This window comes from Collinsella tanakaei (assembly GCF_030373545.1).
Taxonomy (GTDB): Bacteria; Actinomycetota; Coriobacteriia; order Coriobacteriales; family Coriobacteriaceae; genus Collinsella; species Collinsella tanakaei_C.
Window position 1 is genome coordinate 62,865 of sequence record NZ_JAUDCO010000009.1, and the last position, 24,953, is coordinate 87,817.

The following is a 24,953-nucleotide window of genomic DNA, read 5'->3' on the forward strand; positions in this document are numbered from 1 at the left end:
CGCTCCTTTGAGCCGCTTTTGGCGCAGAGCGACACGCGTCGTGGGGGCGCCATATAAAACTCCGCTTGATGGGCAGGCACCAGCTGCGAAGTGGGCATAATCTGTTTACTTGGAACCGCGCGGGGCGACCCGCGCCAGCACGGAAGGACCTGCACGTGGGCAGATCGAGTTCAGGAGGAGGCGGCCGCTTCGGCGGAGGGTTCCGCGGAGGCGCAGGGCGCTCCTCGGGCGGCTTTTCCGGCGGACGTCGGGGCTTCGGCGGAGGCCGTAGCTCCTTCGGTGGAGGATTCGGCGGCTTCGGCGGACCCGCGGGCCCCGCTGGCCCCCCGCCGCGCACAGGATCGAACGGAGGGTTTTTCACCGGCATGATGCTCGGCAGCCTGATGAACCGCAACCGCACCGTCGTCGTCAACAACGGCGGAGGGCGACCCTCGGGGCCTGTGCCGGGCGCACAGGCATCCGGATGCGCGGGCGGATGCCTGGGCATCGTGGCCGCCATCGTCATCTTCGCCCTGATCAGCGCCCTTATGACCACGTTTATGCCCTCGTGCTCGAGCGACTACACCCAGCAGGGCGCATCGAGCGTCGTGCGCGAGGCGCTGCCCGACGGCTCGGTTCACGAGACCGCCTACTACACCGATGAGGACGGGGACTGGATTCACGACCCCGCCGCCTTGGAACAGGGCATGCGCTCGTTCTATACCAAGACGGGCGTGCAGCCCTACGTCTACATCCTGCCTAACGGCACGACGACCTCGACATCGCAGCTCACCAGCCTCGCCGAGCGCGCCTATGATGAGCTGTTCGACGACGAGGGGCACTTCCTGCTCGTGTTCTGCGACGACGGGAACGGCTCGTACACCTGCGGGTACGCGGCCGGCTCACTTGCCTCCCAGGTCATGGACAGCGAGGCGGTCGGTATCCTCGCCGAGCAGATTGAGCGCGCCTACAGCGACTACTCGCTGTCCGAGGAGGAGATTTTCTCGCAGGCGTTCAGCCAGACCGCCGACCTCATCATGGGGGCGGCAGAGAGGCAGGAGACCTCCGGCACCATGGCGAAGGTCGGCCTTGCGGCCATCGGCGTCATCGCGGTCGCGGGCATCGCCTACGCGGTCGTCAAGCGCCGCAAGCAGGCCGACGAGGAGCGCCGCAAGCAGGCCGAGCAGATCCTCAACACGCCGCTGGAGAAATTCGGCGACGACAGCATCGAGGATCTGGCCGACAAGTACGAGGATGACACCGACAAGTAGCCGGCGCGCCGATAGGGCGCGGGCGACCGTGCCGACCTATGCACATCGGGACACCCACGAGAAAGGACACGACCATGGGAATCCTGGACCGCTTCACCACCATCGTGAAGGCAAACATCAACGAGCTGCTCGACCGCGCCGAGGACCCGGCGAAGATGATCGACCAGTACCTCGTCGACCTCACCGACTCGCTCGCCGAGGTCAAGCGCGAGACCGCCGGCGTCATGGCCGAGGAGAAGCGCACCAAGCGCCTGGTTGACGACAACGCCGCCGAGGTCGACCGCATGGAGCAGCTCGCCAAAAAGGCCCTCTCCGCGGGCAACGAGGGCGATGCCCGTGCCTTCCTGGGCAAGAAACAGCAGCTCGCAGCCGCTGGCGCCGAGCTCGTCAAGGCCTATGAGGCGGCGCATGCCAACGCCGACAAGATGCGTCAGATGCACGATAAGCTCGTGGGCGACATCGAGAACCTGAAGAGCCGCCGCGAGACCATCAAGGCCAAGGTCGCCGTTGCCAAGACGCAGGAACAGGTCGCCGGCTTCACGTCGGGCTCCGACCGCGCCGAGAGCGCCATCGCCGCGTTCGATCGCATGGAGGCCAAGGCCGACCGCATGCTCGACACCGCCGACGCCATGGCCGAGCTCAACGAGGAGCCCGTCGACGAGGTCGCCGCGCTCGAGGAGAAGTACGCCTCGGTCACCGACGACGCCGCCGTCGAGGACGAGCTCGCCCGCCTGAAGGCCGAGATGGGCCTGTAGCGAAAAACGCCTCATATCACGGCATGACATCGCCCCCGATCGGATATCCGACCGGTGGCGATCGTGTTAGACGGCTATCGTCGGCCGAGGTCCGCTACAGCTCGGAGATCTCCACGCCACCGTGGATCTCGTCCCACTTCTCCAGCACCAGATGGCCTGTCTGGGGATCCATGGCGTTCAGGGTGCCGCAGGTGTTGCCGCAGCGCAGGACCTCTTCGTCATCGGCGCCGGCGGCGATGGCGTGAGCGAAGCCGGCGATGGTGGAGTCGCCCGAGCCGGTCGCGTTCACGCACTCGATGCGGGGAGCCTTCGCGCGCAGCACGCGGCCGGCGTGGAAGGCGACCGAGCCCGCCGCACCCATGCTCACCACGACCCAGGGGATGCCGGCAAAGCGCGCATCGCCCGCGAGGGTCGCCTGCAGGTCGAGCAGGTCATCAGGACCAAACGAGGTGCCGAGCAGATCGTTGATTTCGGTGAGGTTGGGCTTGACGAGGGTCGGCTTGACCTCGGCCTCGAGCGCGGCATCCAGCGCGGCGCCCGACGTGTCCAGCAGCACGGGAACGCCCGCGCCCGCGGCGATGGCCACCAGACGCGCATACGTGTCGGCGGGAACGCCCTTGGGCAGCGAGCCGGACAGGGTGACGCAGGACGCGCCGCTCACCAGGTCGCTGAAGTTGGCGACGAACGCCTCGAGCTCCTCGGCGCTCACCACCGGGCCGCTCTCGAGCAGCTCGGTCTGATTGCCGTCGTGCAGAAGCGCGATGCAGGTCCTCGACTCGCCGGCGATGGGCGTGAACCGATGGGTGATGCCGTCGGCGTCCATCAGGTCGCCCAGATAGGCACCGGAATGGCCACCCAGCAGACCGGTCGCCACCACGTCGTCACCCAGCTGCACAAGCACGCGGCTGACGTTTAGGCCCTTGCCGCCCGCGGTCTTGGCGGGAACGACGCGGTTGACGTCATCGACGACCAGATGATCGAGGGTGTAGCGGGTATCGATCGAAGGGTTCATCGTCACGGTGAGGATCATGTCCGTCCCTTTCTTTCGGGAAGCTACAAGCTGAGGACATTGTAGCTCGTACGCATGAAACTCCCTCGTGTGCCGCGGCGTGCGGTCGGGTGAGGTCCGCAAGCAAACGCAAGCCGCGTAATCGTCAACGGCCGGACGCGGAGCGCCACATCGCCGCCGGGAAGACCCCCGCGCGGCCGTATAATATCTGCGTTGCTGTTATTCCGTCGTAAGGATCGCCCATGATCACCACCTCGCCTTTCGGCACCGCCCCCGACGGCTCACCCGTCACCTGCTACGCCATCTCGGCACACGGCATCACCGTGCGCGTCATGGATTTCGGCGCCACCATCCTCGGCGTCGATGCCCCCGATGCCTCCGGCGCCATCGCCGACGTCGTGCTGGGCTACGACTCGCTCGACGGCTATGCGGACGCCAACCCCTCCTGCTACGGCGCGACCATCGCACCGTCCGCCAACCGCATCCGCAACGGCCACCTCGTCATCGACGGCACCGAGTGGCAGCTCGTCAAGAACGAGGGCGAGAACAACCTGCACACCGACTTCGACCACGGCCTGCACAAGCGCGTGTGGGCAGCCGAGATCGACGAGGACGCCAACGCCGTCCGCATGACCACCACCCTCGCCCACGGCGAGCTCAACCTTCCCGGCGAGCGCACCTTCACCGCCGAGTTCTCGGTGAGCCCCACCGGCACCTTCCGCCTGTACTACCGCTGCGAGTCCGACCGTCGCACCTTCGCGAACATGACGAACCACGTGTACTTCAACCTCGCGGGCCACGACGCCGGCACGATCCGCGACCACGTGGTGTCCATCGATGCCTCCCGCTTCGCCGTCATCGATGCCGGATCGGTCTCGACCGGCGAGCTGCGCGACGTCGCCGGCACGCCGCTCGACTTCCGCACGCCCAAGGCGCTGGGCGCCGAGATTGACTCCGACTACGAGCAGATCCAGCTCGCCCATGGCTACGACCACTGCATGTGCATCGATGGCTTCTGGCCCTGCGGACGGATGCGCCACGCGCTGCGCGCCGAGGACCCGGCGAGCGGGCGCACCCTCGACATCTTCATCACCGCGCCCGGCGCGCATCTCTACTCGGGCAACTTCCTCGACAACGAACACGTCAAGGATGACGCCACCTACACCACGAACAGCGGCTTCGCCTTCGAGCCCGAGTACTATCCCGACTGCCCCAACATCCCGGCCTTCCCGCAGTGCTACTGCGGCCCGGGCTTCCCCTACGAGAGCACGATCGAGTACCGCTTCGGCACCATCTAGGCCGCACGCGCGAACCGTAAGCGCCGTACGCGTCCAACACGAAGGCCCGGCTGTCTCCCATACGGAAGACGGCCGGGCCTTGTCTGTGCGCGCGACCGATACGGCGCGCGATCGTTTGCGAAGCCTTACGCCTTGTACACCGAAACGCCGCCCAGATAGGTCTCGACGAGCGTCATGTCGTGCTCGAGCACGACGAAGTCGGCGTTGCGGCCCGGACGGATTGAGCCGCAGACGTCATCGATCTCGTTGGCCTCGGCGGGCGCCTGCGTGGCCATGTAGACGGCCTCGGCCGGAGACGCGATGCCCCAGTCGACCACGTTCTTGACGGCCTGGTTCATGCGCAGGATGGAGCCGGCCAGCGAGTTGCCTTCCTTCAGGCGCGCCGTGCCGTTCTTGACCACGACGGGCAGCTCGCCCAGGAAGTAGTCGCCGTCGGGCATGCCGCCGGCGCACATGCAGTCGGTGATCAGGCAGGTGTGGTCGTGCCCCTTGGCCTTCATGACGATGGCAGCGGCGATCGGATTCACGTGATGGCCGTCGCAGATGAGCTCGGAGTAGGAGCGGTCGCCCGAGTACAGCGCGGCACCCACCATGCCAGGCTCGCGGTGATGCAGCGGGCTCATGCCGTTGTAGGTGTGCACGAACACGCTCGCGCCCGCATCGAGGCAGGCCAGCGCATCGTTCACGCCGGCATCCGAGTGACCGAGGGCCACGACGACGCCCATCTCGCGCGCGTCGTGGATGAACGCAGGGCTCTCGGGATACTCGGCGGCGATGGCGATCTTCTTGATCAGGCCGTGCGCCGACTCCTGCCACGCGCGCAGGGTCTCGATGTCCGGCGCGGAGAGGTAGGCGGGGTTCTGGGCGCCCTTGTGCTTCTCGGTGAAGAACGGGCCCTCCAGGAAGATGCCCTGGATGCGCGCCATCGGCTCGTCACCGGGGTTCTCGGCGGCCTCGTAGGTGCAGGCGCACGCGTCGGCCAGCTGCTCGGTGGTGGCGGTGAGCGTCGTCGGCAGCCAGGAAGTCACGCCGTTGCGGAGGATGCCGCGGGAGATGGTGCGGACGCTGTCGGCCTTGCAGTCCATGACGTCGCAGTTGTCAAAACCGTGGATGTGCGTGTCCACGTAGCCCGGGGCGATCTGGTAGCCGGCGTAGTCGACGATCTCGCAGGCGGGCTCCTCGGTCACATGGGCGCCGAACACGCCGTCCTCGACCATCAGGTAGCCGCCGCGCGCGACGTGCGTGGGCATGTAGAACGCATCGGCCTTGATTGCATAGGTGCTCATAGGAGCGCTCCCTTCACATACCTTGCAATGGCCCGTATCGCGGGGCCATCGAACCAACGTGGGGCAAAACGGACAGACCGCCCTGCCCCACCCGACGGTGCCCGAAGCGGGCCCGTCAACGCAAAGCGCCCGCCCGCCGATACCGACGTGGCGGGCGCCAAGACATCACGAGATGAGCACTAGGCCCACGGGTGGATGGTCACACCCTTGACGACTCGGTTCACGGTGCCGGTCGGGCTCGGCGTGTCGGGCGTGTTGCCCACGCGCACGGAGTTGAGCAGGCTCACCGTCTGGCCGACCATGATGAACGGCAGGGCCAGATAGCCCTCGGGCAGCGCGTCATAGCCCTCGAAGGTGAAGGAGGCGTGGCCGAAGGCGGTCTCGCCGGCCTGCTGGACGGCGATGGTCTTCATGGCGATGCCGTCGCCGTTGATCTCCTCGAGGATGTCGAGGTCGTACTGGCGCGTGTAGGCGTCGTTGTTCACGAACACGAACACGAGGGTCTTGTCGTCGACGAAGGACTTGGGCCCGTGGCGGTAGCCCATGGAGGTGTCCCACGACGTGGCGACGAGGCCGTGCGCGAGCTCCAGGATCTTGAGCTGGGCCTCCTGGGCGAGGCCGCCGAAGGAACCGGAGCCCAGATAGGTCACGCGGTTGAAGTCGCATGCCAGGAAGTCGGCGATCTCGGCCTCGCGGGCGACGACCTCCTCGCCCATCTTGGCAGCCGTCTCGACCCATGCGGCCTTCTGGTCCTCGTCGGAGCAGTCGAACAGCAGCATCGAGATGAGGGACATGCAGGAGTAGCTGCCCGTCATCGCGAAGCCCTTGTCGTTGGCGCGCGGGATGAGGATGGTGTAGGCGTTGGGGTCGTCGGCGCTCTCGACGGCAAGCTTGCCCTCGGGCGCGCAGGTGATGTTCAGGAACTTGACGTTCTTGACGATCTTGCGGGCGACGTCGACGGCGGCCAGGCTCTCAGGGCTGTTGCCGGAGCGCGCGAAGGACACCACGAGCGTCGGGTCCTCGGGACGCAGGAAGTCGAGCGGAGCGGACACGATATCGGTCGTGGCCACGGGCATGAAGTTGTAGGCGTCGGTGTCACCGGCATGACGCAGATACGGCGCCACGGTATCGCCCACGTAGTCGGAGGTGCCGGCGCCGGCAAACACGACGGTCACGCGGCCGAGCTCCTTCAGGTCCGCGAGGAACTCCTCGACGGCGGCCTTGTTCTCGCGATAGATGTTGTACGCATCGCGCCACAGGTCGGGCTGCTGCTTGATCTCGACGGTCGTGATGTCCGCCCCGAGGCTCTTCAGCTCCTCGATATCCTTCTCGAACATTCCAACTCCTTTGCTCACTCGGTGTCCGGCCCCTATCCGGCCACCGTTGGTACCGATGGGATGTGACGTTTAGGGCAGGTTCGCTTCGGCGCGTCGAAACCGCAGGAATCTGCTCTAAAGGACACGTCCTACTCGTTGCGATAGTGGAAGATCTTGTACTTGAACTGGTCGGCACGGGCCACGGATAGCGTGTACTCGATGATCTCGTTGCCGGTGTCATAGGTCGTGCGCACAAGGTCCAGCACCGGTGCGCCCTCGCCGATCTCGAGCAGATGGGCGTCGGCGGGACGAGCGATGCTCGCGAAGAACTCCTCCTCCGCCACGCGGATCTTCTCGTGAAAGTCGAACTCGATCACGTGATAGAGCGATGCGCGCTCGAGCATGGGGCGCTTGAGCGACATGAACTTGCGCACGGGCAGATAGGTCCGCTCGACCATCATGGGCATACCGTCGGCGCTGCGCAGGCGCTTGACCTTGAACAGCTTGTCGCCGATGCGCACGCGCAGGTTCTCCGCGAGGTTCTTGTCGGCCTCGATCTCGCAGAACTCCAAGATGGTGGTCTTGGGCTCACGGCCCATCTCGCGCATCTGGTCGGTGAAGCTGTAGGTCTGCGAAAGGTTGGTCGTCTGGACGGAGCGGTCGGCGACAAAGGTGCCGCGCCCGTGCTGACGGACCACAAGACCCAGGCGCTCGAGCTCCTGCAGGGCAAGGCGCACCGTCGTGCGCGAGAGCCCGTAGTGGCGGGACAGGTCGCGCTCGGACGGGATGAGGTCGCCGGGCCGGTACTCGTGCTCGATCTTCTCGGTCAAGATGTCGACGAGCTGGTCGTAGAGCGGCTGCTTGCGGGCTCCGATTGCCATGTCGCCATCCTCCTTACCGTAACGCGACGATGAACACGAGTGGGTCGGGCAGGCTGCTTGCACCTGCGCGGAGCGTGTCGTATGAGAAAACGGCCGCGTCCCTCAACGCGTGCGGGGCGCGGCCGTTCGCATCAGACACGGCTGATAGGAGGGACGCGCGACCGCGCGGTGCGCGTCCCTAAAGAACCGTTCCTAACCCCAGAGGTTGATCATGGGAAGAGCGCCCACGATACCGATGATGAGCAGCAGGATGATGCCCTTGATCGGGGTGAAGTTCTTCTTGGCGAACAGGAAGTACAGCAGAAGAACGAGCGCGAGCGGAACGAGCTTGGGCAGCACGGAGTCGAGCGTGGAGGCCACGGAGTAGGAAACCGGGGTCTCGGTAACCTCAGCGTAGGTCACGGAGCTCATGCCGTTGCCCAGGTCGGTGATGCCGGTGGTGACGGCGTTGCCATCAGCGTCGGCAGCAGCCAGGCCATTGCCCTCCATATCGGAGATGGCGAGGGTGCCGGCCTCGGCGGTGTCGGTGTCGACAGCGAGGTCAGCGAAGTTCTCGGCATCCTCGTTGGAGACGACAACCGTGTGGGCCACGAGGCCACGGGTGGTGCCGTTGGGGATCGTCAGGTTGATCTGAGTGGCACCCATGGTGACGGTCAGGCAGCCGACGACGAAGACGCCCAGGATGGAAGCGGCGCGGGTGAAGGCCTGCATGTTGGCGGTCAGCGCGTCGATAGCGCCGGTGCCGACACGATAGGACCAGTTCATCAGGCCGAAGCGGCAGGCGAACTGCGCGATGTTGAAGATCACCAGGAAGATGATCGGGGCCGCGATGTTACCAGCGATAGCCATGTTGGAGGTGATGCCGGCCGTGATGGGCACGAGCGTCAGCCAGAACAGGGCGTCACCGATACCGCCCAGCGGCGAAGCCGCGGAGATGCGGACGGCGCGGATGGTCTGGGTATCGACCTTGTTCTGCTCGAGGGACAGAACGATACCCATAACGAAGGTCACCAGGAAGGGGTGCGTGTTGATGAAGTCCAGGTTGTGGTACATCGACGCAGCGAGGTCCTTCTTGTTGGTGTGGACCTTCTCGAGACCGGGGATCATGGCAAAGAGCCAGCCGCCGGACTGCATGGTCTCGTAGTTGAACGAAGACTGGAGCCAGCAAGAGCGCAGGGCCATACGGTTCAGAGTCTTCTGGTCAACCTGCGGAGCAGGAGTCAGATCCTCATAGCGCTCGGGGACAACGAACTCATTAGATGCCATCGGTGAAGTCACCTCCGTCAGCAACAGCACCCTTCAGCTCGGTCTGCTGCTGGAAGTCCCAGAAAGCGATGCCGAAGCCGATGAGGGTGAGGATGAGCAGCGCGGGGCCGGCGATGGCCTCGATGTTGCTCGCGATCAGGGCGAGGCCGAAGCCCATGAAGAAGAAGCCCCACATATCGCGATTCATCATGATCTTGAGCAGGATGGCGAAGCCGACGAACTTCATCATGTTGCCCGCCTGGGACAGACCGGTGTTGAGCCATGCGGGGATGGCGTCGACGATCTGCTGGCCGACGGCGAGGCCGCCGATGAAGAACAGGGTCACGATCACGGCGAAGATCGCACCGAGAATGCACTCGGAGATGATCGTCCACTTGGTGATGGCCTTGGTGTCAGCGTTCTCGGCAGCGCCGCGGAAGAACTCGAGCAACGGAGCACGGAGCGTGAAGAACAGGGTCACGCCGTACTGGCCGAGGAGCGCGAACGGGATCGCGGTGGCAACGGCCATGTCGGGATCCATATCCAGCGTGCAAGCGAACACAGCAGCCATAATGCCGCCGATGACCGCGTTGGGGGGCTGGGCACCTCCGATCGGCATGTTACCGATGGTCATGAGCTGGTAGGTACCGCCGACGATGAGGCCGGTGTTGATATCGCCCAGGATAGCGCCGATGACGGCACCGGTGACGATAGGCTGGTACAGCGACTCAAGGAAGTCGAACTGGTCGATAGCCGCGACAAAGGTGACCAAGAAGACCAACACGATCTGAACAGCATTTACGTCCATCTATGCTCCTCCTTTCAAAGATGTTCTGAAAACGAACTGTCACGTACACGCGCACGGGCACATGTATCCGTGCGCAGAGGATGAGCCCTTAGGCAAAGAGCTTGTTGACATCCTCAACCGGCGTGCTCGGAACACGCCTGATCTCCAGTTCCACCCCCAAATCCTGAAGCTCCTTGAAAGCGGCGACGTCGGCGTCGTCCACGGCGACCGTCGTTGCAACCTGCCGCTTTCCTTCCGACATGTGCATGTTGCCGATGTTGACCTTCTTTATAGGCACCCCGCCCTTGACGAGCTTGAGCACGTCATGCGGGTTCTCGGCCACGATGAAGATCTTCTGCTTGGGCGACGCCTTCGAGATGATGTCGATGGTGTGCTGCACCGAGAAGAAACGGGTGGCGACGCCGGCCGGGGCCGCCATCTTCATGAGGTTCTGACGCATGGTGTTGGTGGACACCTCGTCGTTGGCGACGAGAATGAGGTTGGCGCCCAGGGTGGAGTTCCACTGGGTGGCAACCTGGCCATGGATCAGACGGTTGTCGATACGGGTAAGAAGAATGTTGGGCTCTGACATGTTGGTACGCATCCTTTCGTTTCTGCCATAGGGGCCTATACGTACACGTCCTATTTCAAGGCCTGCGACTGTTCAGCCGTGCCCGTAGGAACCAAATTCGGAATGGGCGCTACTTCTCGATCTGCTGAATCGCGTAGCGGGACACATCGATCACCGCACCCGAGCGGACCTTGACCTCGATGCGATCGCCGTCGATGCTCTTGACCGTTCCGTAGATGCCGCCGGCGAACATGATCTCCTGGCCGGGGGCGAGCTCGGTGTGGAGCTCCTTGAAGTAGTTGCGCTTCTTGCGCACGCCCACCTGCGTCCAGATGATGTAGACGACACCCATGATGGCAAACAGGATCAGCAGCGCCACCGAGGAGGCCAAGACGTTCTGAAGGAAGTCGGCCCCCATTAGATGCCGTCCTCGCCGAAGTCATCGGCATCGTTGGCGACGGGCTCGAGCTTCTTGTGCACGATGCCGGCCTTGCCGACCACGACCGCCTGGCCGGCGAGCTCCTCGAGCGTGGAGCCGGCGCCGCGGGTGAGCAGCAGCTCGATAAGCATGGGGAGGTTGGTGCCGGTGACGACCTCGACATCGGCGATGTCCTGGGAGATCATCATGGCCTGGTTGAACGGGGTGCCGCCGAGCAGGTCCACGAAGACGAGGACGCCCTCGCACTCGCCGCGCATAGCGGAGATGGCGGCACGCAGATCATCGCCGTACGTGGCGGCCTGGGCGCCATCGAAGGGAACGATCTTGAACGCGGGCTGGTCACCAGCGACCATGTCGACCGCGCTGGCAAGGCCATTCGAAAACTCCGCATGACCCGTAAGGATGAAACCGATCATCTAAGCCACCTCTTCCCGTGCGCCTTCGCGCCCGCTTGACCACCAAACTGGTAGTAACCATGTAACGTGTGCTCCTATCATAGCAGGCGCGCACGTGTTCTTCATGTGTTTTCGTCCGAGCGGCCGTTTTATACCGTTCACGGAGAATATCTGACCGCTTGCCCTGCAGCTGCAGATTATCCAGCATTTTTGTTGACAGATTGACATTTTGGACAACGCTCGGGGCTAAAGCAGGTAACGCAATGTATGAATACCAGTGGTCCAAAATGGGAGTCACAACTTCTTCAAACCTGTGATGAATTGTGAACTGGTATGAAATCGGTTTCACAGAGCAGACCTTTCATGACTCCGGAAACTGACAAGGAGGACGGGCCTGACAAAGCGGTACGTGCCCGCGTCAGACCTGTCCTCCTTCGCGGTTCACATGTAAAAAAATCCCTAGGGTGTTTTTACATCTCCCCCGTAAACGAAAAGGGCCCCCTCGCGGAGACCCTTCCAGATTCGATGGAGCCAACGAGCGGATTCGAACCGCTGACCCACGCATTACGAGTGCGTTGCTCTACCAGCTGAGCCACGTTGGCGTTCCTATCTGCAGTGCGTTTGGGCGCAACTGCGGTTATCTATAGTACGGGCAAACGTTCGCCAGCGCAAGCGGGATTTTTTGCTCCCCATGAAGCACACGACTGGTCCGCACGGGTGGGCGTTCCCATCCGTCCTTATGCGTGCGACCCGCCCAGATACCTCAGGACGCCCATGATTACCGCGCTCGCATCGTCCGCCGCCTCGTCAGCGCAACGGAGCACTTCCTCGTGGGCATTGCCCGCCAAACCGGCGCGATTGGTCACGATGGTCAGGCCGAACATCTCCATGCCCAGCGCATGCGCCATGATCGCCTCGCACACCGTGGACATGCCCACGTAGTCCGCGCCCAGAATCCCCAGCGCGCGGACCTCGGCGACCGTCTCATAGCTGGGCCCGAGCAGACCCGCGTACACGCCCTGCGCGAGCGCCACGCCCGCATCGTCGGCGGCGGCGCGGGCGAACTGCGAAAGGTAGCTCGAATATGCGCCCGCCATGGCCACGAATGGCTGCTCGATCTCGGCGGCGGCGACACATTCGGCGCTGGCGAGCGGATTGACGCCCGTCAGGTTGATCTGGTCGCTGATGATGCCGACCGTCCCGGGCTCGATTTTGTCGCCGATGGCACCCGAAGCGCAGGTCAGGATGATGTCACGGCAGCCCAGCCGGTGGGCGTGGCGCACGAGCGACGTCACCTCGAGCGCCGAATACCCCTGATACAGGTGGACGCGACCCGGATAGACCACGACGGGCACACCCTCGATCGTTCCCACGAGCACCTCGAAGCGATGGCCCTCCACCGGAATGGCCTCGTCCGGGAACCCGTCGATGTCCTCATAGGGAATCCTGCGCACCGCGCGCACGCGGTCGGCCAGGCCACCCAGGCCGCTTCCCAGCACGATGGCCACCGGATGCTCGAAGCTCGGCTCGCAGAACTCAACAAGACGCTCATCTACCACGGTGCAACCCCCTTGTCTCAAGGCATACGCCGCCACACCGTCACCGGGCACGAGACGGCCCGAAAACGTTCCGTCGTAGATCTGGCCGATGCCGCATGACGGGCTCTTCGCCTTCAGGATAGCAAGGGTCGCGCCCGCACGGTGCGCGATATCGACCGAGCGCGCCGCACCGTCCGCGTACGCACGTGTCACGTCGCTCCCATCGCGCGCGATCACGCGCTCGCCCACCCGCTCGGCAGGCGGACGCGGGCATGCAAGCCCGCCCAGCATCTCGGGGCATATCGGAGTGAGCGCACCTGATCCCCCTTGTGCGCGTAGCCGCTCGGCCAGGGCGATGCAGGCCTCATACGGCTTGGAGCCCCCGTCATAGCGACAAGGGGCTCCAAGCAAGCACGAACTCATGACCGCGCGCAGCGCCATGGCCGTCCGATTCCCGCCTACGCGAACAGGCCGTAGAGGTCGATGTCGGCGTTGGCGAACAGGCCGTTTTGGAACTCGGCCCACATCGAGGTGTACTCGCCGCTCGCCTCCGCGTACTCCTGGTAGGCGGTGTAGTAGGCGGTCAGCGCCTGCTCGTAGCTCGCCGAATCGGCCGTAAAGTCGGTGTCCGACAGCACGGAGTAGAACGGGCCGTCCTGCGACGCCCATGTGCCGCTCTCGGCGTCCCACTCATCGCCGGCAAGACCGATGATGTAATCGGCGTACTCCTTGGAGCGCGTGGAGGTGTCGCCGTCCTCGGGCTCGACCGGCGCCTCGGGCATCGTCGCGTCGTTTTCGGGAACGACCTGCGTATACAGCTTCTGGAGCACGGTGTTCTCGCGCACGACCTCGCGGGCCTGATCCTCGGACAGCTGATAGCGATCGGCCATCTCGGCGAAGTCGGACGTGCCGATCGACTGCTCGGCGTACTCGGCCATCTCGTCCTCCGTCGCCTCGATGCCGCGCGACTCGGCCTCGGCGAGCAGAATCTGGTTGCGCGCGTAGGCGACGGCGGAGTCGGCCGACGGCGTGGGATAGGTGCCGTCCTCCTGCTCGACCGCCTCGAGGCTGTACTGGGACTCGATGACCTCGCGGGCCGTGATGTCGTGGGATGCGCCGTTGTACGTATACCGAGCGATCACGGTGTCCAGCTGATCGGCGGTCAGCGAACCGGAGTCGGCGCCGGCAGCGCCGCGGAACAGACCGCCCGAACCGACGAAGTAGCCCACGATCGCCGCGACCACGACGGCCACGACCGCAAGGACCGCGAACATGCCGCGCCGCGAGGTACCGGCGTCGGCCGTGGCGTCATCCTCTAAATCCTCATCGTCCTCGTCGAGCTCATCGTCCTCGCCGAGCGCGGCATCCGTGTCGTCCTCGTCGTCGGCAGCGCTCTTGGGTCCGAAGTGGCTGCCCGCACGGTCGGCAGACGGCTCGTCGGAGGCGGCGGCGATGTCCTCGGCGCTCTTGCCGGCGACCAAGTCGTAGTCGGTGGTCGGCAGATCGTCGGGCGCATCTCCGCTCTCAATGATCTCGATGCCGTCGATGACCTCGCGCTCTTCGTCTTTCTTCTGGATCAGGCTCATGTGTCGTTGGCTCCTTGTCCTGGGCGTGACATAACAGGCGGGCCCGCAGGCCCGCTCAAGCGTCGCGCGAACGCTACTCCTCGTCGTCGAGGTCGTCGTTTTTCGAGACGGCGCGGGCGCGCTTCTGCGGATGGTCGAGCTTGAAGCGCTTGACCAGTATGTTGTAGATCTCGGCGGAGCGCGCCTTCAGGTAGCTGCCCTTGCCGTTCTCGGCATCAAACTGAAGCCTGCCCGCGAGCTCGCCCGCAACGCCGCCCTCGATCTTGCCGTTGGCAAAATCATGCAGGTAGCCGAGCATGTCGCGATACTCAAGATCACCGTGGTAGCACTGGATGGCCTCATCAAGGATCGGCCAAACCTTCTTGGAGCGCCCGCGCTCGGTCGCGCCCCAGCAGCACAGCAGGCGGAACGCCGACAGGCGCAAGGTGGCCGAAAGCTCGTCGAACAGGGCCGCCTCGGCGCCCTCGTAGGCCCCTCCGATCTCCTTGGCGTGATCGGGGACCATGATGGACAGGGCGTCCAGGATCTCCCAGCGCGTCTGCGCCTCGGGACGGTAGAGCGCGTCGATCAGGTCGGGCAGATAGGGCGTGAGCAGCTCGGGTTCGCGCTGCGCAACCAGGTTCACGACACGCGCGGCGAGCTGGCGCTTGCGGCGGCCGTTTCCCGACAGGTCATCGATCAGCGAGGCGAGCGCGTCCTGATCGTGCTCGACGCTGCTGAGACGCTCGGCCTCCTCGGCGCTCAGTTCTTCCCGTAGTTCCTCTGCCATATCCTGTTACCTCGCATTCTTTGCGTTATCGTCCCCGCGGGCAGCATCGTCGGACACCGAGATCAGATCCGGGGCAGCCCCACCTTCGCGCTTGCGGCGGCGACGGCGCTTGCCGGCACCGCTCTCGGCGGCCTCGCGATGCGCGCGATTGATGTTATAGAAACGGTCGAGCACGCGCCAGGGGCCGCTCGATTCGCCGAACCCCATCTTAAGGCCCGCGATGCAGCCGGCAAGCAGGCCGATGATCGCCCCGTAGAGCAGCGGCAGCCCCGCGAGCACGAAGCTCAGCAGAACCGTGACGATCACCGCGCCGGCGTTCAGCTTCCAGTAATCCGCCGTGCTCGTCGCCCGCTCGCCCAGGGTGCTGCCGACGGAGAACCCGACATACAGCCCAAACAGGAGCAAAAGCAACGCGCAGACGAAGAAAGCGACCTCCATCGGCTACTCCGCGTGGTGATGGCCGCAGGTGCACTCATGGTCGCCATGCTCGTGGCCATGGCCGTGACCGCCGCAGCACTCGTGGTCATGGTCGTGGTCGTGACCGCAGCCGCACTCATGGTCGTGACCGTGGTCGTGACCGCAGCCGCACTCGTCATCGTGCTCGTGCGCGGCGGTGTACAGCGACCAGTCCAGACCTGCGGCGACCGCCTCGGCCTCCTCCTGGTACAGCAGGGTGATGGCCTGGGTTCCCAGGTTTCCGCCACCGATCGCCTCGAGCATGTCGTACAGGGTAAAGGCCGTGTCCGCGCCGGGCAGGGCGATCTCCTTCTCCTCGGCGACCTGCAGCGCAAGCCCGATGTCCTTCAGGAAGTGCTTGACCATGAAGCCGGGCTTCCAGTCGCCGTCGAGCGCCTTCGGGGCGAGCTGCTCCATGGCGCCCGAGGCGCCGGTGCCGCCGAGGATCATCTCGCGCGTCAGCGCAAGATCCAGGTCGGACTGCTGGGCAAACGAGAGCGCGTCGGCCATGCCCACCATGGAGGCGGACAGCGCGACCTGGTTGGCGAGCTTGGCCGCCTGGCCCTTGCCCGCGCCGCCGAAGCAGAAGATCTTGGACGAGAAGGACTCGAGGATGGGACGAACCGGGGCGATGTCGGCCTCGGTCGCGCCGACGATGAGCGTCAGCGTGCCGGCGATGGCGCCCGCCTCACCGCCCGTGACCGGGCAGTCAAACGCGTGCTTGCCCATGGTCTCGGCCGCCTCGGAGATGTCGCGCGCGAGCTCGGGCGAGCTCGTGGTGAGGTCGATGAGATGAGCACCGGGCTTGGCGGTCTGCAGCAAGCCGTCGCCCGCCAGGTAGATCTCCTCGACATCCGTGGGGAAGCCGACCATGGTGAATACCACGTCGGCGTCGGCAGCGGCCTCCTTGGGGCTTGCGGCCCAGTGCGCGCCGCGCGCGACGAGGTCGTCGGTCTTGGACTTGGTGCGGTTGTAGACGGTCACGTCGTAACCGGCGTCCATGATGTGGCCGGCGATGGGCGCGCCCATGATGCCGGTGCCGATGAATGCGACTTTCTGCTTGCTGTCTGCCATGTCATGCACTCCTCAGGATAGTTCGTTCAACAGCGCGGGACGAAAACGGTATGCGACCCGTCGCGGCTCCGTCCCACGCGGACCGTGACGGTCGGCGGACATTAGCCCTCCGAGGAGCCGCGCACCTTCTTGGCGATGCGGTCGGTCAGCGAGATCTTCTCCGCACGGTTGCGGCCCCAGAAGATCAGCGCAACCATGCCCGGTCCGACGTGCGCGCCGATGGTGGGTCCCACCGCGCCGCGGATGATCGTCACGTTGGCGCAGCCCTCCTCCTTGCGCACCGCGGCCTCCACCCAGTCGGCATCCTTCTCGGCGTCCGCCGAGACGATCGTCATGGGCATGGTGGGGTCGAGCACGTAGTTTTCCTTGAAGGATTTGATGAGCGACTTGAGCGCCTTCTTGCGACCGCGGTTGACGCCGATCAGCGACAGCGAGCCCGCCAGGTCAAACGACAGCTCGGGCTTGATGTCGAGCTTGGACGAGAGCTGCGCCGCCGCAGGAGGGATGCGCCCGCCCGCCGCGAGCGAATCTAGGCTGTCCAGGGTAAAGTAGCCGTGAACGTAGGTCTTGGCCTCGTCGGCCCACGCCGCGAGCTGCTTGGCCGAAAGACCGGCCGCGCGCTGGCGGACCGCCTCGAGCGCGAGGAGCTCGCCGCATGCGCAGGGCAGCGCGTTGTCGACCACGTAGAGCTCAAAGTCGGGATACTGCGCGCGCACCTGCTCGGACGCGGTGACCGCAGAATCGTAGCTGCTGGAGAGCGCCGAGGTGAAGCACAGGTAGACCGTCGGCGTTCCCTCCTCGGCGCACTGGGTGAAGTACTCCAGGTAGCGGCCGATCGAGATGGCGGACGTGGACGCCTTCACACCGGAGCGGATCTGGTCGTAGAACTCCGCGGGCGTGATGGAGGTCCAGATGTCATCGGTGTGCTCGACCCCGTCCAGGATGTAGGGGAACCCGAGGATATCGACGTCGAGCGACGCGGCAATCTCGGGCGTCAGGTCGGCACAGGTGTCGACAACGATCCTGCACCTGTGTGCATGCCCGGATCCGGATGTGGTGTTGCTCATGTATGCCCTTTCGACAGACGCGTGGGGCCCAGGCGCCACGCGCCCGCCCCGTCAACAAAGAAGCGGCCATCCCGCATGGGACGGCCGCTTCGTGGCCTCATGCTCAAGCAAGCATTTTACCCGTCAATATCCTCAATCTTGGGCTTGATGATGCCGTATCCACCATTCTTACGGTGATACACCACATTGATCAGACCGGTGGTGGCGTTTTCGAAGACGTAGAAGTCGTGACCCAGCAGATCGGTCTGGACGAGCGCCTGCTCCTCGGTCATCGGAGTGATCTCGATGACCTTCTCGCGCACGAGCTGATCGTCCTCCTCCTCGGGGATGAGCAGATCGGCGAGATCCTCGACGGGCTCATACGGCGTGACGTCGGCAGCGGACGGGCCCTGCTGGCGATTGTCGACGACCTTGGTCTTGAACTTGCGCAGCTGGCGCGTCACCTTGTCGGACGAGGCGTCGATGGCGGCGTACATGTCGGCGCCGTGCTCGGCGACGCGGATGACCGAGCCGCGGGCGCGAACCGTGATCTCGACGATAGCGGGATTGGGATTCGAGGGGTTCTTCTCATAACGTAAAACGACGTCGACGGTCATGGGTTCTATGTCGAACACCTTGCAGGCATCGCCGACCTTCTCTTCCACGCGCGCACGCAGAGCATCGGTAACTGTGGTCTTCCGCCCAGAAACCTTGATATCCATACGTGGCTCCTTTTCTATCCGGGAACAGGACGTATCAGTGTTGTACCCACAAATGTTCGCGGGGCAAACGACAAACCTCCCATCCCCGTTGACGAAACGGACAGGGCCGGATACCGATACGTGCCGCCCACGCCCGATGTTTTCGGGTATGGGCGGCACGCATATGGTCGTATCTGCGGTTGCGTGAAAGCGGCTGCGGAACCCTAGCCGTCGAACTCGTTGATGCCGGAGAGGTCGAGCTCGTCGTCGGCCTTCGGCGCATCGGCGACATCCTGCTGCTCGTCGTCCTCGTCGGCCTTGATGGTCACGCCGGACAGCAGTGTGTCGGAAAGCGACAGGGGAAGCGACCCGTACCAAGAGGCATGGACCGCCGCGAGCGTGCCGTCCGCGGAGATGGAGTCGAACGCCGCGCCCACCTGCTGGGCGAGCTCGCTGTTCGAGGAGAGCGTCGCGACGCCCGTCACCGTGGTCGCGTCGAGCGTGCCGGCGAAGGCGATGTTGTCATAGGTGCGCGCAAGGTAGGAGCCGGCCGTGGCGTCGCAGGCCACGCAGTCGGCGCGACCGGCCGCCAGCGCCTCGAAGCACTCGTTGACATCGCTGCAGACGAGCTGCTCGGCGGTGGAGCCCGCCTTGTTGAGCGCATCCTGGGCAGCCGAGCCCTCCTGCACGGCGACGGTCTTGCCCTCAAGGGCCGTCAGGGCCGGGGTGGGCATGCTGCCCTCCACGGCAAACAGGGCGGGAGCGTTTTCGAGGCAGCTTCCGAACACCGTGATCTCGTCGGTCGCCTCGGAACCCGACGCGCCGATGAAGATGTCGGCGGCGCCCTCACCGACCGACGCAGACGCCGAAGCCGCGTCGACAAACGTGATGTGCAGGCCGAGGTTGTCGGCAAGCGCACGGGCGACGTCGGCGTAGTAGCCGGTCGTGCGTCCTTCCTGGTCGACCATGCCCTGGGGCGCGGCGCCCGTGGTGTCGAGCGCGACGGTGAGCGTGCCCTCCTGGATCAGCGCGCTCGCGTCGACCAAGGGGGTCTGCGGCTGCTGCTCGACCTCGGCGCGCGTGGGCGTCATAAGCGAGCATCCGCAGGCGCACAGCGCCAAGGCCAGCGCCGCCACGGCAGTCATCATCCGCTTCGCGATCCCTGTGAGCGCAGCGTCCATGTCCATCGTCTCCATCCCCCGACGCGCGAAGGCGGATAGGGCCGCCGTCGCACCATGCGTTCCGTATCGATGTTCCCCCCAGCTGACCTGGTCTTTGACCCCACACCTGCGCACCGGGGCGTTTGCTCGGACGGCCGCAGCCACCCTCACGACTGACCCGCTCGCCCGCGGGGCGCGGTTCGCCCCAAATGATGTAGAACGGACGGTGCGGCTTACCTCTAGGACGCGCCATGATCGCGCCGCGCGCACGCGGTCGCTTACGTGGATCCCTTCGGCCGCGTCTGCCTTGGACTGAGGAGGGCATCGGCGCCTTGGCGGCGCGCCCTCCCGCAACCACAGCCTGGCGGGAACGACGGCATTATAGCAGGTCGCAAAAAGCTTGTGCAGCTCAGCACCCATACGCCACGAAGGGGGTCAAAAGAAGGCACGGAAAGGGAACACGGGAAGGATGCCGACAGGATGCGCCGCGCCGTCACGGTGCGAGCGGTGCCACGCCGCCGTCCGCCGGCATGGCGACGCGGCATGCCCCCTGCCGCGCTGCCGAACGGGGCGCCTAGCCCCAGACGCGGGCGAGCACGAGGGCGTCCACGCGCGCGGCGCCGGCATGAAGCAGCGAGCGGGCCGCGGCGTCGAGCGTGGAGCCGGTCGTCATGACGTCGTCCACCAGCACGACGCGAAGGCCGCGCACGCTGCGCACCACGTCAAACGATCCGCGCGCGCCCGCCTGGCGGCCTGCACGGCCGAGCAGGCGCTGGTCCGTCCGCCCGCGCTTGGCGAGCGCATCGGCAAGCTCGAGCCCGGCCATGTCCGCCAACGGGCGGGCGATAGCCTCCATGTGGTCGAACCCGCGCCGACGGTAGGCTGCGGCGGTCGCGGGCACAAATACGAGGACGTCGGCGGCGGACGCAAGGCCGCCGTAGCGCGCCGGAGCCACCCGCTCGGCGTGCTCGACCGTGTCGGCGAGCATCTCGGCGAACAGGGGCGCCAAGCGCCGCTCGCCGGCATCCTTATAGGCGCGTACGATCCGGGGCAGCGGCTCCTCGAAGGTCGCGGTGGCCAAGCAGCGCTCGAACGCGAACGGCCGGGGCGGGGCGGCATCCGACTCGTCGCCTCCCCCTGCCAGCCCCGACGCGCACTCCGTGCACACGAGGTCGCCAAAGGGCGCACCGCAGCCCAAGCAGCTGCGGCGCGGATCGATCAGCGCAAGCGCGTGCAGGCAGTCCGCGCAGATGAGCTCGCCCGGCCGCTCGCAACCCGCGCAGCGCGTGGGGGCCACGGCCTCGAGCGCCGCGGCGCGCAGGCGCTCGAGCAGCCGGCCTGCCGACGCCACGTCCCGGCTCGGTGCCCGTGAGCCGCATGGGCCCCCATCGCCCGCGGATGACCCGAATCCGACAACATTCCGACACGCCATGAAAATGCCCTCCCCCGCAAAGACGGGGAAGGGCGCTGTGAGATCAGTGTAACCCACGACGGTACGGATGGGCGCGGCGATGGGGCGCTATTCAGCCGAGGACGCCTGTCCCTCGTCGCCGCCCGTGCGCGGCTTGCGCGAACGGCGGCGCCGACGGCGCTTCTTCTCGCCATCCTCCGCCGCAGCCTGCTCGCGACCGGCACCCGGCTGCGATGCCGCCGCGCGGGCGCCTCCCCCATCGCCCGGACGACGGCGCGACACGCGCACCTCGCCGGTGGAAACCTGCTCGGCGACGGACGGGACATCGGGCTTCACCGACTCGCCGCGCGCGGGCGCAGACGACTGCTTATGGCGACGGCGACGACTCTGGCCCGAGGCCTGCCCCTGCTCGGAGGCGGATGCCACCTCGCCGGCGGCCGGACCGCGACGGCGGCCGGCGGGTTCCTGCGCGCGCTGGGCGGCGGCGCGGAAGGCCTCGTCGCGCTCCTCGGCGGACAGGTGACGGCGACGGCGGCGCGACGAGGACGACGCCTGGGCCTGCTGCTCAGAAGCCTCCGTCTGCGCGGGCGCCGCATCCGAGCGTCGACGGCGACGGCGCGGCGACGGCGTCTCGGCCGCGTCCTCGTCCTTCGCGGGGCGCGCCTTGCCGCGCGCCGACGTGCGGCCGCCCGCCCCCTCGGCCTTGCGGGAGCCCTCGTCGCGCTGCTTCTTGCGGCGCGGCGTCGGGCTCGACGAGGCGATGCGGTCGGCGTTGTCCAGGCCGTCGCCCACATCGACGCCCATCTCGCGGTCGAGCTCCATGAGCGCCAGGCGCATCTCGGGCGACTCGATGCGGTCGAGCACCTCGCGCGTGACGGTATCCGGTCGGCACGTGCAGTTCTGCTCCTGGGCGCGCTTGACGCACTCGTCGGAGCAGGTCATGTCCGCCAGGTTGACGCGGAACACCTTGCCGCTCTCCAAGCGCAAGACGAGCTGCTCTTTGGGCGTGTCGTACTCCTGGATGCGCGCGCGGCCGAGCGGCGTGTCGATGAGCGCCTTCTTCTTGGGGGCGCGGCTCTTGAAGTCCTTGTACGCCTCGAACTCGTAGCGCAAACAGCACATGAGGCGGCCGCACACGCCCGAGATCTTGGCGGAGTTGAGCGGAAGGTCCTGCTCTTTGGCCATGCGGATCGAAACCGGCTCGAACTGCCCGCCGAAGCGCGTGCAGCACAGCTCCTGCCCGCAGTGGGCATAGCCGCCCACCAGGCGCGTCTCGTCGCGCACGCCGATCTGGCGCATGTCCACGCGCATCCTGAAACGGCTCGAGAGGTCCTTGACGAGCTGGCGGAAGTCCACACGGTCCTCGGCGGCGAAGTAGAACACGGCTTTCTCGCCGCCGAAGAGGAACTCCACGCCCACGGGCTTCATGTCCAGCCCGTTTTTCTCCACGAGCTCGCGGAAGACGGCCATGGCGTCCTCGCCCTTGCGCGCAAGCTCGTCGGCGCGGTCCAGGTCGGCATCGGAGGCGATGCCCAGGACGGGTTTGAGCGGTGCGGCAAGATCGGCTGTGTCCACCTCGCGCGGATCGGCCGTCACCAGGCCGAGCTCGGTGCCGCGTTCCGTGGAGCAGATGGCGTAATCGCCCTGCACGATGTCCAGACCCTGCGGGTCGAACCACAGATCGCGCGAGGCGAAGGGAAACTTGACGGAAACGACTACAGGCATGCAAGCGCCTTTCTGATATCGAAGAGCATGACCTCGATGGCCAGCTGGGGGGTAACGTTGCGGGCGATGCGGCGCTCGGTGCGCTCCACGGCATCGAGCGCGGCGACGACGCCCGGGGTCGACGTCGCGCGAGCCAGACGCTCGACGATGTCGCGCGCGTCCTCGTTGACGATCGCGTCGGAGGCGTCCTCGAGACTCATCAGCACGTCGCGCAGCAGGCTGCGCACACTCGCCAGCGCTTCCATGATACCCGAACGCTCGCGCGCCGACAGTTCGCGCTTGTTCCTGTCCTCCAGCTGCTTCAAGGCTCCACGAGACAGGTAGTCGGCGTTTTGCTCGAGCACCGCCTGCTGGGTCGACTTGACGTCGGCGAGCGGCGCCTTGATCGCGCCCATCAGGTCGCGAGCGCCGAGCAGGATGTCGGCCTCGTCAGCGCGCGCAAGGGCATCAACGGCGCGCAGCATGGCGCGACGGGCCTCCTGGCGCTCGGCGCTCTTGAGGAACTCGACGGCACGGGAGGGGCTGCCGGCGACGGAGACGGCCATGCGACAGCGGGCGAGGTCGACACCGGTCGCGCGGGCGACTGCCTCGGCCGACTCGCGCGACGAGAGCATGCGAAACGGCACGCACTGGCACCGGGAGACGATGGTGGGGAGCATGACGTCGGTCGAGGTGCCGAGCAGGATGAACGTGACGTTTGCCGGCGGCTCCTCAAGCGTTTTGAGCAGGGCGTTCGCGGTATTGGCGCGCAGCTGCTCGGCGCGGTCGACGATGTAGACCTTGCGCCGGGCGCGGATCGGCGCGAGCGCCACGTCCTCGAGCATGTCGCGGACCTGCCCGATCAGATAGCCCGTCGCGCTCTCGGGCGCAAAATAGTGAACGTCGGGGTGCGTGTGCCGAGCCACGCGGACGCATCCGTCGCATGCCCCGCACCCGCCGGCCTGGTCGCGCTCGCACAGCAGCGCCTGGGCGAGCGCCCAGGCGGCGTCGAGCTTGCCCGAGCCCGGGGCCCCAACGAACAGGTAGGCATGGCTGGTCCTGCCCGAGGCGACCGCGCTGGTCAGAAACGAGCGGACGCGGGGCTGCGTATCGAGTCGGGCCAACAGGCCCTGCGGCGATGCGGCGGTCATGGCGCTCACTCCACCGGGGCCATGAGCGTCGCGAGAGCGCAGCGGGCGTCGTCGGCGGACACGGCGAGGCCGACGCCGGCGAGCTCGGCCAGCGCGCAGGCGAACACCGCATCGAGCGTCTGGGAGGCGTCGATGAGCTTCACGCGGGCGGGCTGCTCGCGCGCGATGGTCCGAAAGCCCTCGGCCACGCGCTGCTGGAACGCAAACCCCTTGGCCTCCATGCGGTCGACGGCGTCCGCGCGCTCACCGCGGCGCTGCTGCGCAAGCTCGAGGTCGATATCGAAGACGAGCGTCAGGTCCGGAACGCAATCGCCGACCGCAAGCGCGTTGGCGACCTCGGCGTCCTCACGCTTCACGCTTCCCGCAAACCCCTGGTAGGCGGTCGTGGAGTCGAAGAATCGATCGCACACGACCACGCGGCCCGCCGCAAGTGCGGGGCGCACCGTCTCGTGCACGAGCTGGGCGCGAGCGGCCTCGTAGAGCAGCAGCTCGCAAGCATCGCACATCGCGCCGTTGGCCGGATCGAGCAGCAGCGCCCTGATCTTCTCGGAGATCTCCACCCCGCCGGGCTCGCGCAGAAGCAACACGTCATGGCCGGCATGCTCGAGCGCGGCGGCGATCAGGCGCGCCTGCGTCGACTTCCCGCAGCCATCGATTCCCTCGAGCGTGATAAACGGCATGGACCTCTCCTCTTTCCTCTCGGCTGAGCACCCCGTCATGATACCCCACGTCCGCTCCCCGGCGGCGCCGCGGGTGTTTGCGGCCAATCTCCAACACAAGCGCGAACGCGCGCGGCGGTGGTCGTATCATGGATGCAGACGGATATGGCCCTTCCGGCAGCGGTGCCGGGGGCGCCATCGGATAGAAAGGCCGCATATGTTTTGCACAAACTGCGGAAACGAGCTTAAGGAGGGCGCGCGCTTTTGCTCGCGCTGCGGAACGCCCGTCACCCCGACGCCTTCGAGCGACCCGACCGCCGCGCAGGCGCCCACCGCGTCGGTAGACGCCGCGGCCCAGGCAGCCGTTGACGCCAGCGCTCCTACTGCTGCCGCGCCGACGCCCGCCGATGCCGTCGCCGCCGCCCCTTCGGCCGAGGCGTACCCCGCCTGTCTCTTATACACATCT

General features: G+C 66.1%; 25 protein-coding genes and 1 tRNA gene. 4 read left to right on the plus strand and 22 right to left on the minus strand.

Features of this window, described 5'->3' with window-relative positions; all coding sequences use genetic code 11:
* Positions 1 to 365 precede the first annotated feature (365 nt).
* Complete coding sequence (locus QUW00_RS08040) at positions 366 to 1,250, plus strand: hypothetical protein (protein WP_289613865.1); 885 nt, start codon at positions 366 to 368, stop codon at positions 1,248 to 1,250.
* A gap of 74 nt (positions 1,251 to 1,324) precedes the next feature.
* A complete protein-coding gene (locus QUW00_RS08045) occupies positions 1,325 to 2,005 on the plus strand; it encodes a PspA/IM30 family protein (protein ID WP_289613866.1) in 681 nt (226 codons plus the stop codon).
* 94 nt (positions 2,006 to 2,099) lie between these two features.
* Here the strand turns inward: QUW00_RS08045 and QUW00_RS08050 are convergent, their stop codons facing one another.
* Positions 2,100 to 3,035 (minus strand): hexose kinase, encoded by a 936-nt coding sequence (locus tag QUW00_RS08050; RefSeq protein ID WP_289613867.1) that lies wholly within the window; start codon positions 3,033 to 3,035, stop codon positions 2,100 to 2,102.
* A gap of 221 nt (positions 3,036 to 3,256) precedes the next feature.
* Here QUW00_RS08050 and QUW00_RS08055 point away from each other — a divergent pair, with 221 nt between their 5' ends.
* The gene (locus QUW00_RS08055) at positions 3,257 to 4,312 is read left to right on the plus strand and encodes an aldose epimerase family protein (RefSeq protein WP_289613868.1); all 1,056 of its coding nucleotides are present in this window, start codon (positions 3,257 to 3,259) and stop codon (positions 4,310 to 4,312) included.
* Between the two features lie 125 nt (positions 4,313 to 4,437).
* Here the strand turns inward: QUW00_RS08055 and nagA are convergent, their stop codons facing one another.
* The 21 genes from nagA to tmk all read right to left on the minus strand — a co-directional run bounded on the left by nagA (position 4,438) and on the right by tmk (position 24,508).
* Complete coding sequence (gene nagA, locus QUW00_RS08060; RefSeq protein ID WP_289613869.1) at positions 4,438 to 5,598, minus strand: N-acetylglucosamine-6-phosphate deacetylase; 1,161 nt, start codon at positions 5,596 to 5,598, stop codon at positions 4,438 to 4,440.
* Between the two features lie 179 nt (positions 5,599 to 5,777).
* Positions 5,778 to 6,935: an SIS domain-containing protein gene (locus QUW00_RS08065; RefSeq protein WP_289613870.1), complete on the minus strand. Its 1,158-nt coding sequence runs from the start codon at positions 6,933 to 6,935 to the stop codon at positions 5,778 to 5,780.
* A 128-nt stretch (positions 6,936 to 7,063) separates the two neighbouring features.
* Positions 7,064 to 7,795, minus strand: coding sequence for a GntR family transcriptional regulator (locus QUW00_RS08070; RefSeq protein ID WP_289613871.1), 732 nt, complete (start codon positions 7,793 to 7,795; stop codon positions 7,064 to 7,066).
* A gap of 192 nt (positions 7,796 to 7,987) precedes the next feature.
* Entirely contained in the window at positions 7,988 to 9,061 is a 1,074-nt protein-coding gene (locus QUW00_RS08075; RefSeq protein ID WP_289613872.1) for a PTS system mannose/fructose/sorbose family transporter subunit IID, read from the minus strand.
* Positions 9,051 to 9,848: a PTS mannose/fructose/sorbose/N-acetylgalactosamine transporter subunit IIC gene (locus tag QUW00_RS08080; protein ID WP_289613873.1), complete on the minus strand. Its 798-nt coding sequence runs from the start codon at positions 9,846 to 9,848 to the stop codon at positions 9,051 to 9,053. The genes QUW00_RS08075 and QUW00_RS08080 overlap by 11 nt, the downstream gene beginning before the upstream one ends.
* An 88-nt stretch (positions 9,849 to 9,936) precedes the next feature.
* Entirely contained in the window at positions 9,937 to 10,419 is a 483-nt protein-coding gene (gene agaV, locus QUW00_RS08085) for a PTS N-acetylgalactosamine transporter subunit IIB (RefSeq protein ID WP_289613874.1), read from the minus strand.
* Positions 10,420 to 10,528: 109 nt separating this feature from the next.
* The gene (gene yajC, locus QUW00_RS08090; RefSeq protein WP_289613875.1) at positions 10,529 to 10,816 is read right to left on the minus strand and encodes a preprotein translocase subunit YajC; all 288 of its coding nucleotides are present in this window, start codon (positions 10,814 to 10,816) and stop codon (positions 10,529 to 10,531) included.
* Entirely contained in the window at positions 10,816 to 11,253 is a 438-nt protein-coding gene (locus QUW00_RS08095; RefSeq protein WP_289613876.1) for a PTS fructose transporter subunit IIA, read from the minus strand. Before QUW00_RS08095 ends, yajC begins: the two co-directional genes overlap by 1 nt.
* Positions 11,254 to 11,758: 505 nt before the next feature.
* Positions 11,759 to 11,834 (minus strand) — tRNA-Thr (locus tag QUW00_RS08100).
* A gap of 135 nt (positions 11,835 to 11,969) precedes the next feature.
* Positions 11,970 to 13,211: a purine-nucleoside phosphorylase gene (locus QUW00_RS08105; RefSeq protein ID WP_289613877.1), complete on the minus strand. Its 1,242-nt coding sequence runs from the start codon at positions 13,209 to 13,211 to the stop codon at positions 11,970 to 11,972.
* A gap of 17 nt (positions 13,212 to 13,228) precedes the next feature.
* Entirely contained in the window at positions 13,229 to 14,356 is a 1,128-nt protein-coding gene (locus QUW00_RS08110; protein ID WP_289613878.1) for a hypothetical protein, read from the minus strand.
* A 73-nt stretch (positions 14,357 to 14,429) separates the two neighbouring features.
* Positions 14,430 to 15,125 (minus strand): hypothetical protein, encoded by a 696-nt coding sequence (locus QUW00_RS08115; protein WP_289613879.1) that lies wholly within the window; start codon positions 15,123 to 15,125, stop codon positions 14,430 to 14,432.
* Between the two features lie 6 nt (positions 15,126 to 15,131).
* Positions 15,132 to 15,563, minus strand: coding sequence for a hypothetical protein (locus QUW00_RS08120; protein WP_289613880.1), 432 nt, complete (start codon positions 15,561 to 15,563; stop codon positions 15,132 to 15,134).
* 3 nt (positions 15,564 to 15,566) lie between these two features.
* Entirely contained in the window at positions 15,567 to 16,655 is a 1,089-nt protein-coding gene (locus tag QUW00_RS08125) for an NAD(P)-dependent oxidoreductase (protein ID WP_289613881.1), read from the minus strand.
* A gap of 101 nt (positions 16,656 to 16,756) precedes the next feature.
* A complete protein-coding gene (locus QUW00_RS08130) occupies positions 16,757 to 17,722 on the minus strand; it encodes a DegV family protein (protein ID WP_289613882.1) in 966 nt (321 codons plus the stop codon).
* A 116-nt stretch (positions 17,723 to 17,838) separates the two neighbouring features.
* Positions 17,839 to 18,423, minus strand: a complete 585-nt coding sequence (hpf, locus tag QUW00_RS08135) for a ribosome hibernation-promoting factor, HPF/YfiA family (RefSeq protein WP_289613883.1) — start codon at positions 18,421 to 18,423, stop codon at positions 17,839 to 17,841.
* A gap of 203 nt (positions 18,424 to 18,626) precedes the next feature.
* Positions 18,627 to 19,583 (minus strand): substrate-binding periplasmic protein, encoded by a 957-nt coding sequence (locus QUW00_RS08140; RefSeq protein ID WP_289613884.1) that lies wholly within the window; start codon positions 19,581 to 19,583, stop codon positions 18,627 to 18,629.
* Between the two features lie 553 nt (positions 19,584 to 20,136).
* On the minus strand, positions 20,137 to 20,913 hold the full coding sequence (locus QUW00_RS08145; protein ID WP_289613885.1) for a ComF family protein: 777 nt from the start codon (positions 20,911 to 20,913) through the stop codon (positions 20,137 to 20,139).
* 168 nt (positions 20,914 to 21,081) lie between these two features.
* Positions 21,082 to 22,698, minus strand: coding sequence for a PSP1 domain-containing protein (locus QUW00_RS08150; RefSeq protein ID WP_289613886.1), 1,617 nt, complete (start codon positions 22,696 to 22,698; stop codon positions 21,082 to 21,084).
* Entirely contained in the window at positions 22,689 to 23,828 is a 1,140-nt protein-coding gene (holB, locus tag QUW00_RS08155; protein ID WP_289613887.1) for a DNA polymerase III subunit delta', read from the minus strand. Before holB ends, QUW00_RS08150 begins: the two co-directional genes overlap by 10 nt.
* Positions 23,829 to 23,833: 5 nt before the next feature.
* Entirely contained in the window at positions 23,834 to 24,508 is a 675-nt protein-coding gene (gene tmk, locus QUW00_RS08160; protein ID WP_289613888.1) for a dTMP kinase, read from the minus strand.
* Between the two features lie 196 nt (positions 24,509 to 24,704).
* On the opposite strand from tmk, the gene QUW00_RS08165 reads away from it, so the two are divergent.
* The coding region (locus tag QUW00_RS08165; protein WP_289613889.1) for a zinc-ribbon domain-containing protein at positions 24,705 to 24,953 on the plus strand (249 nt) is incomplete at its 3' end.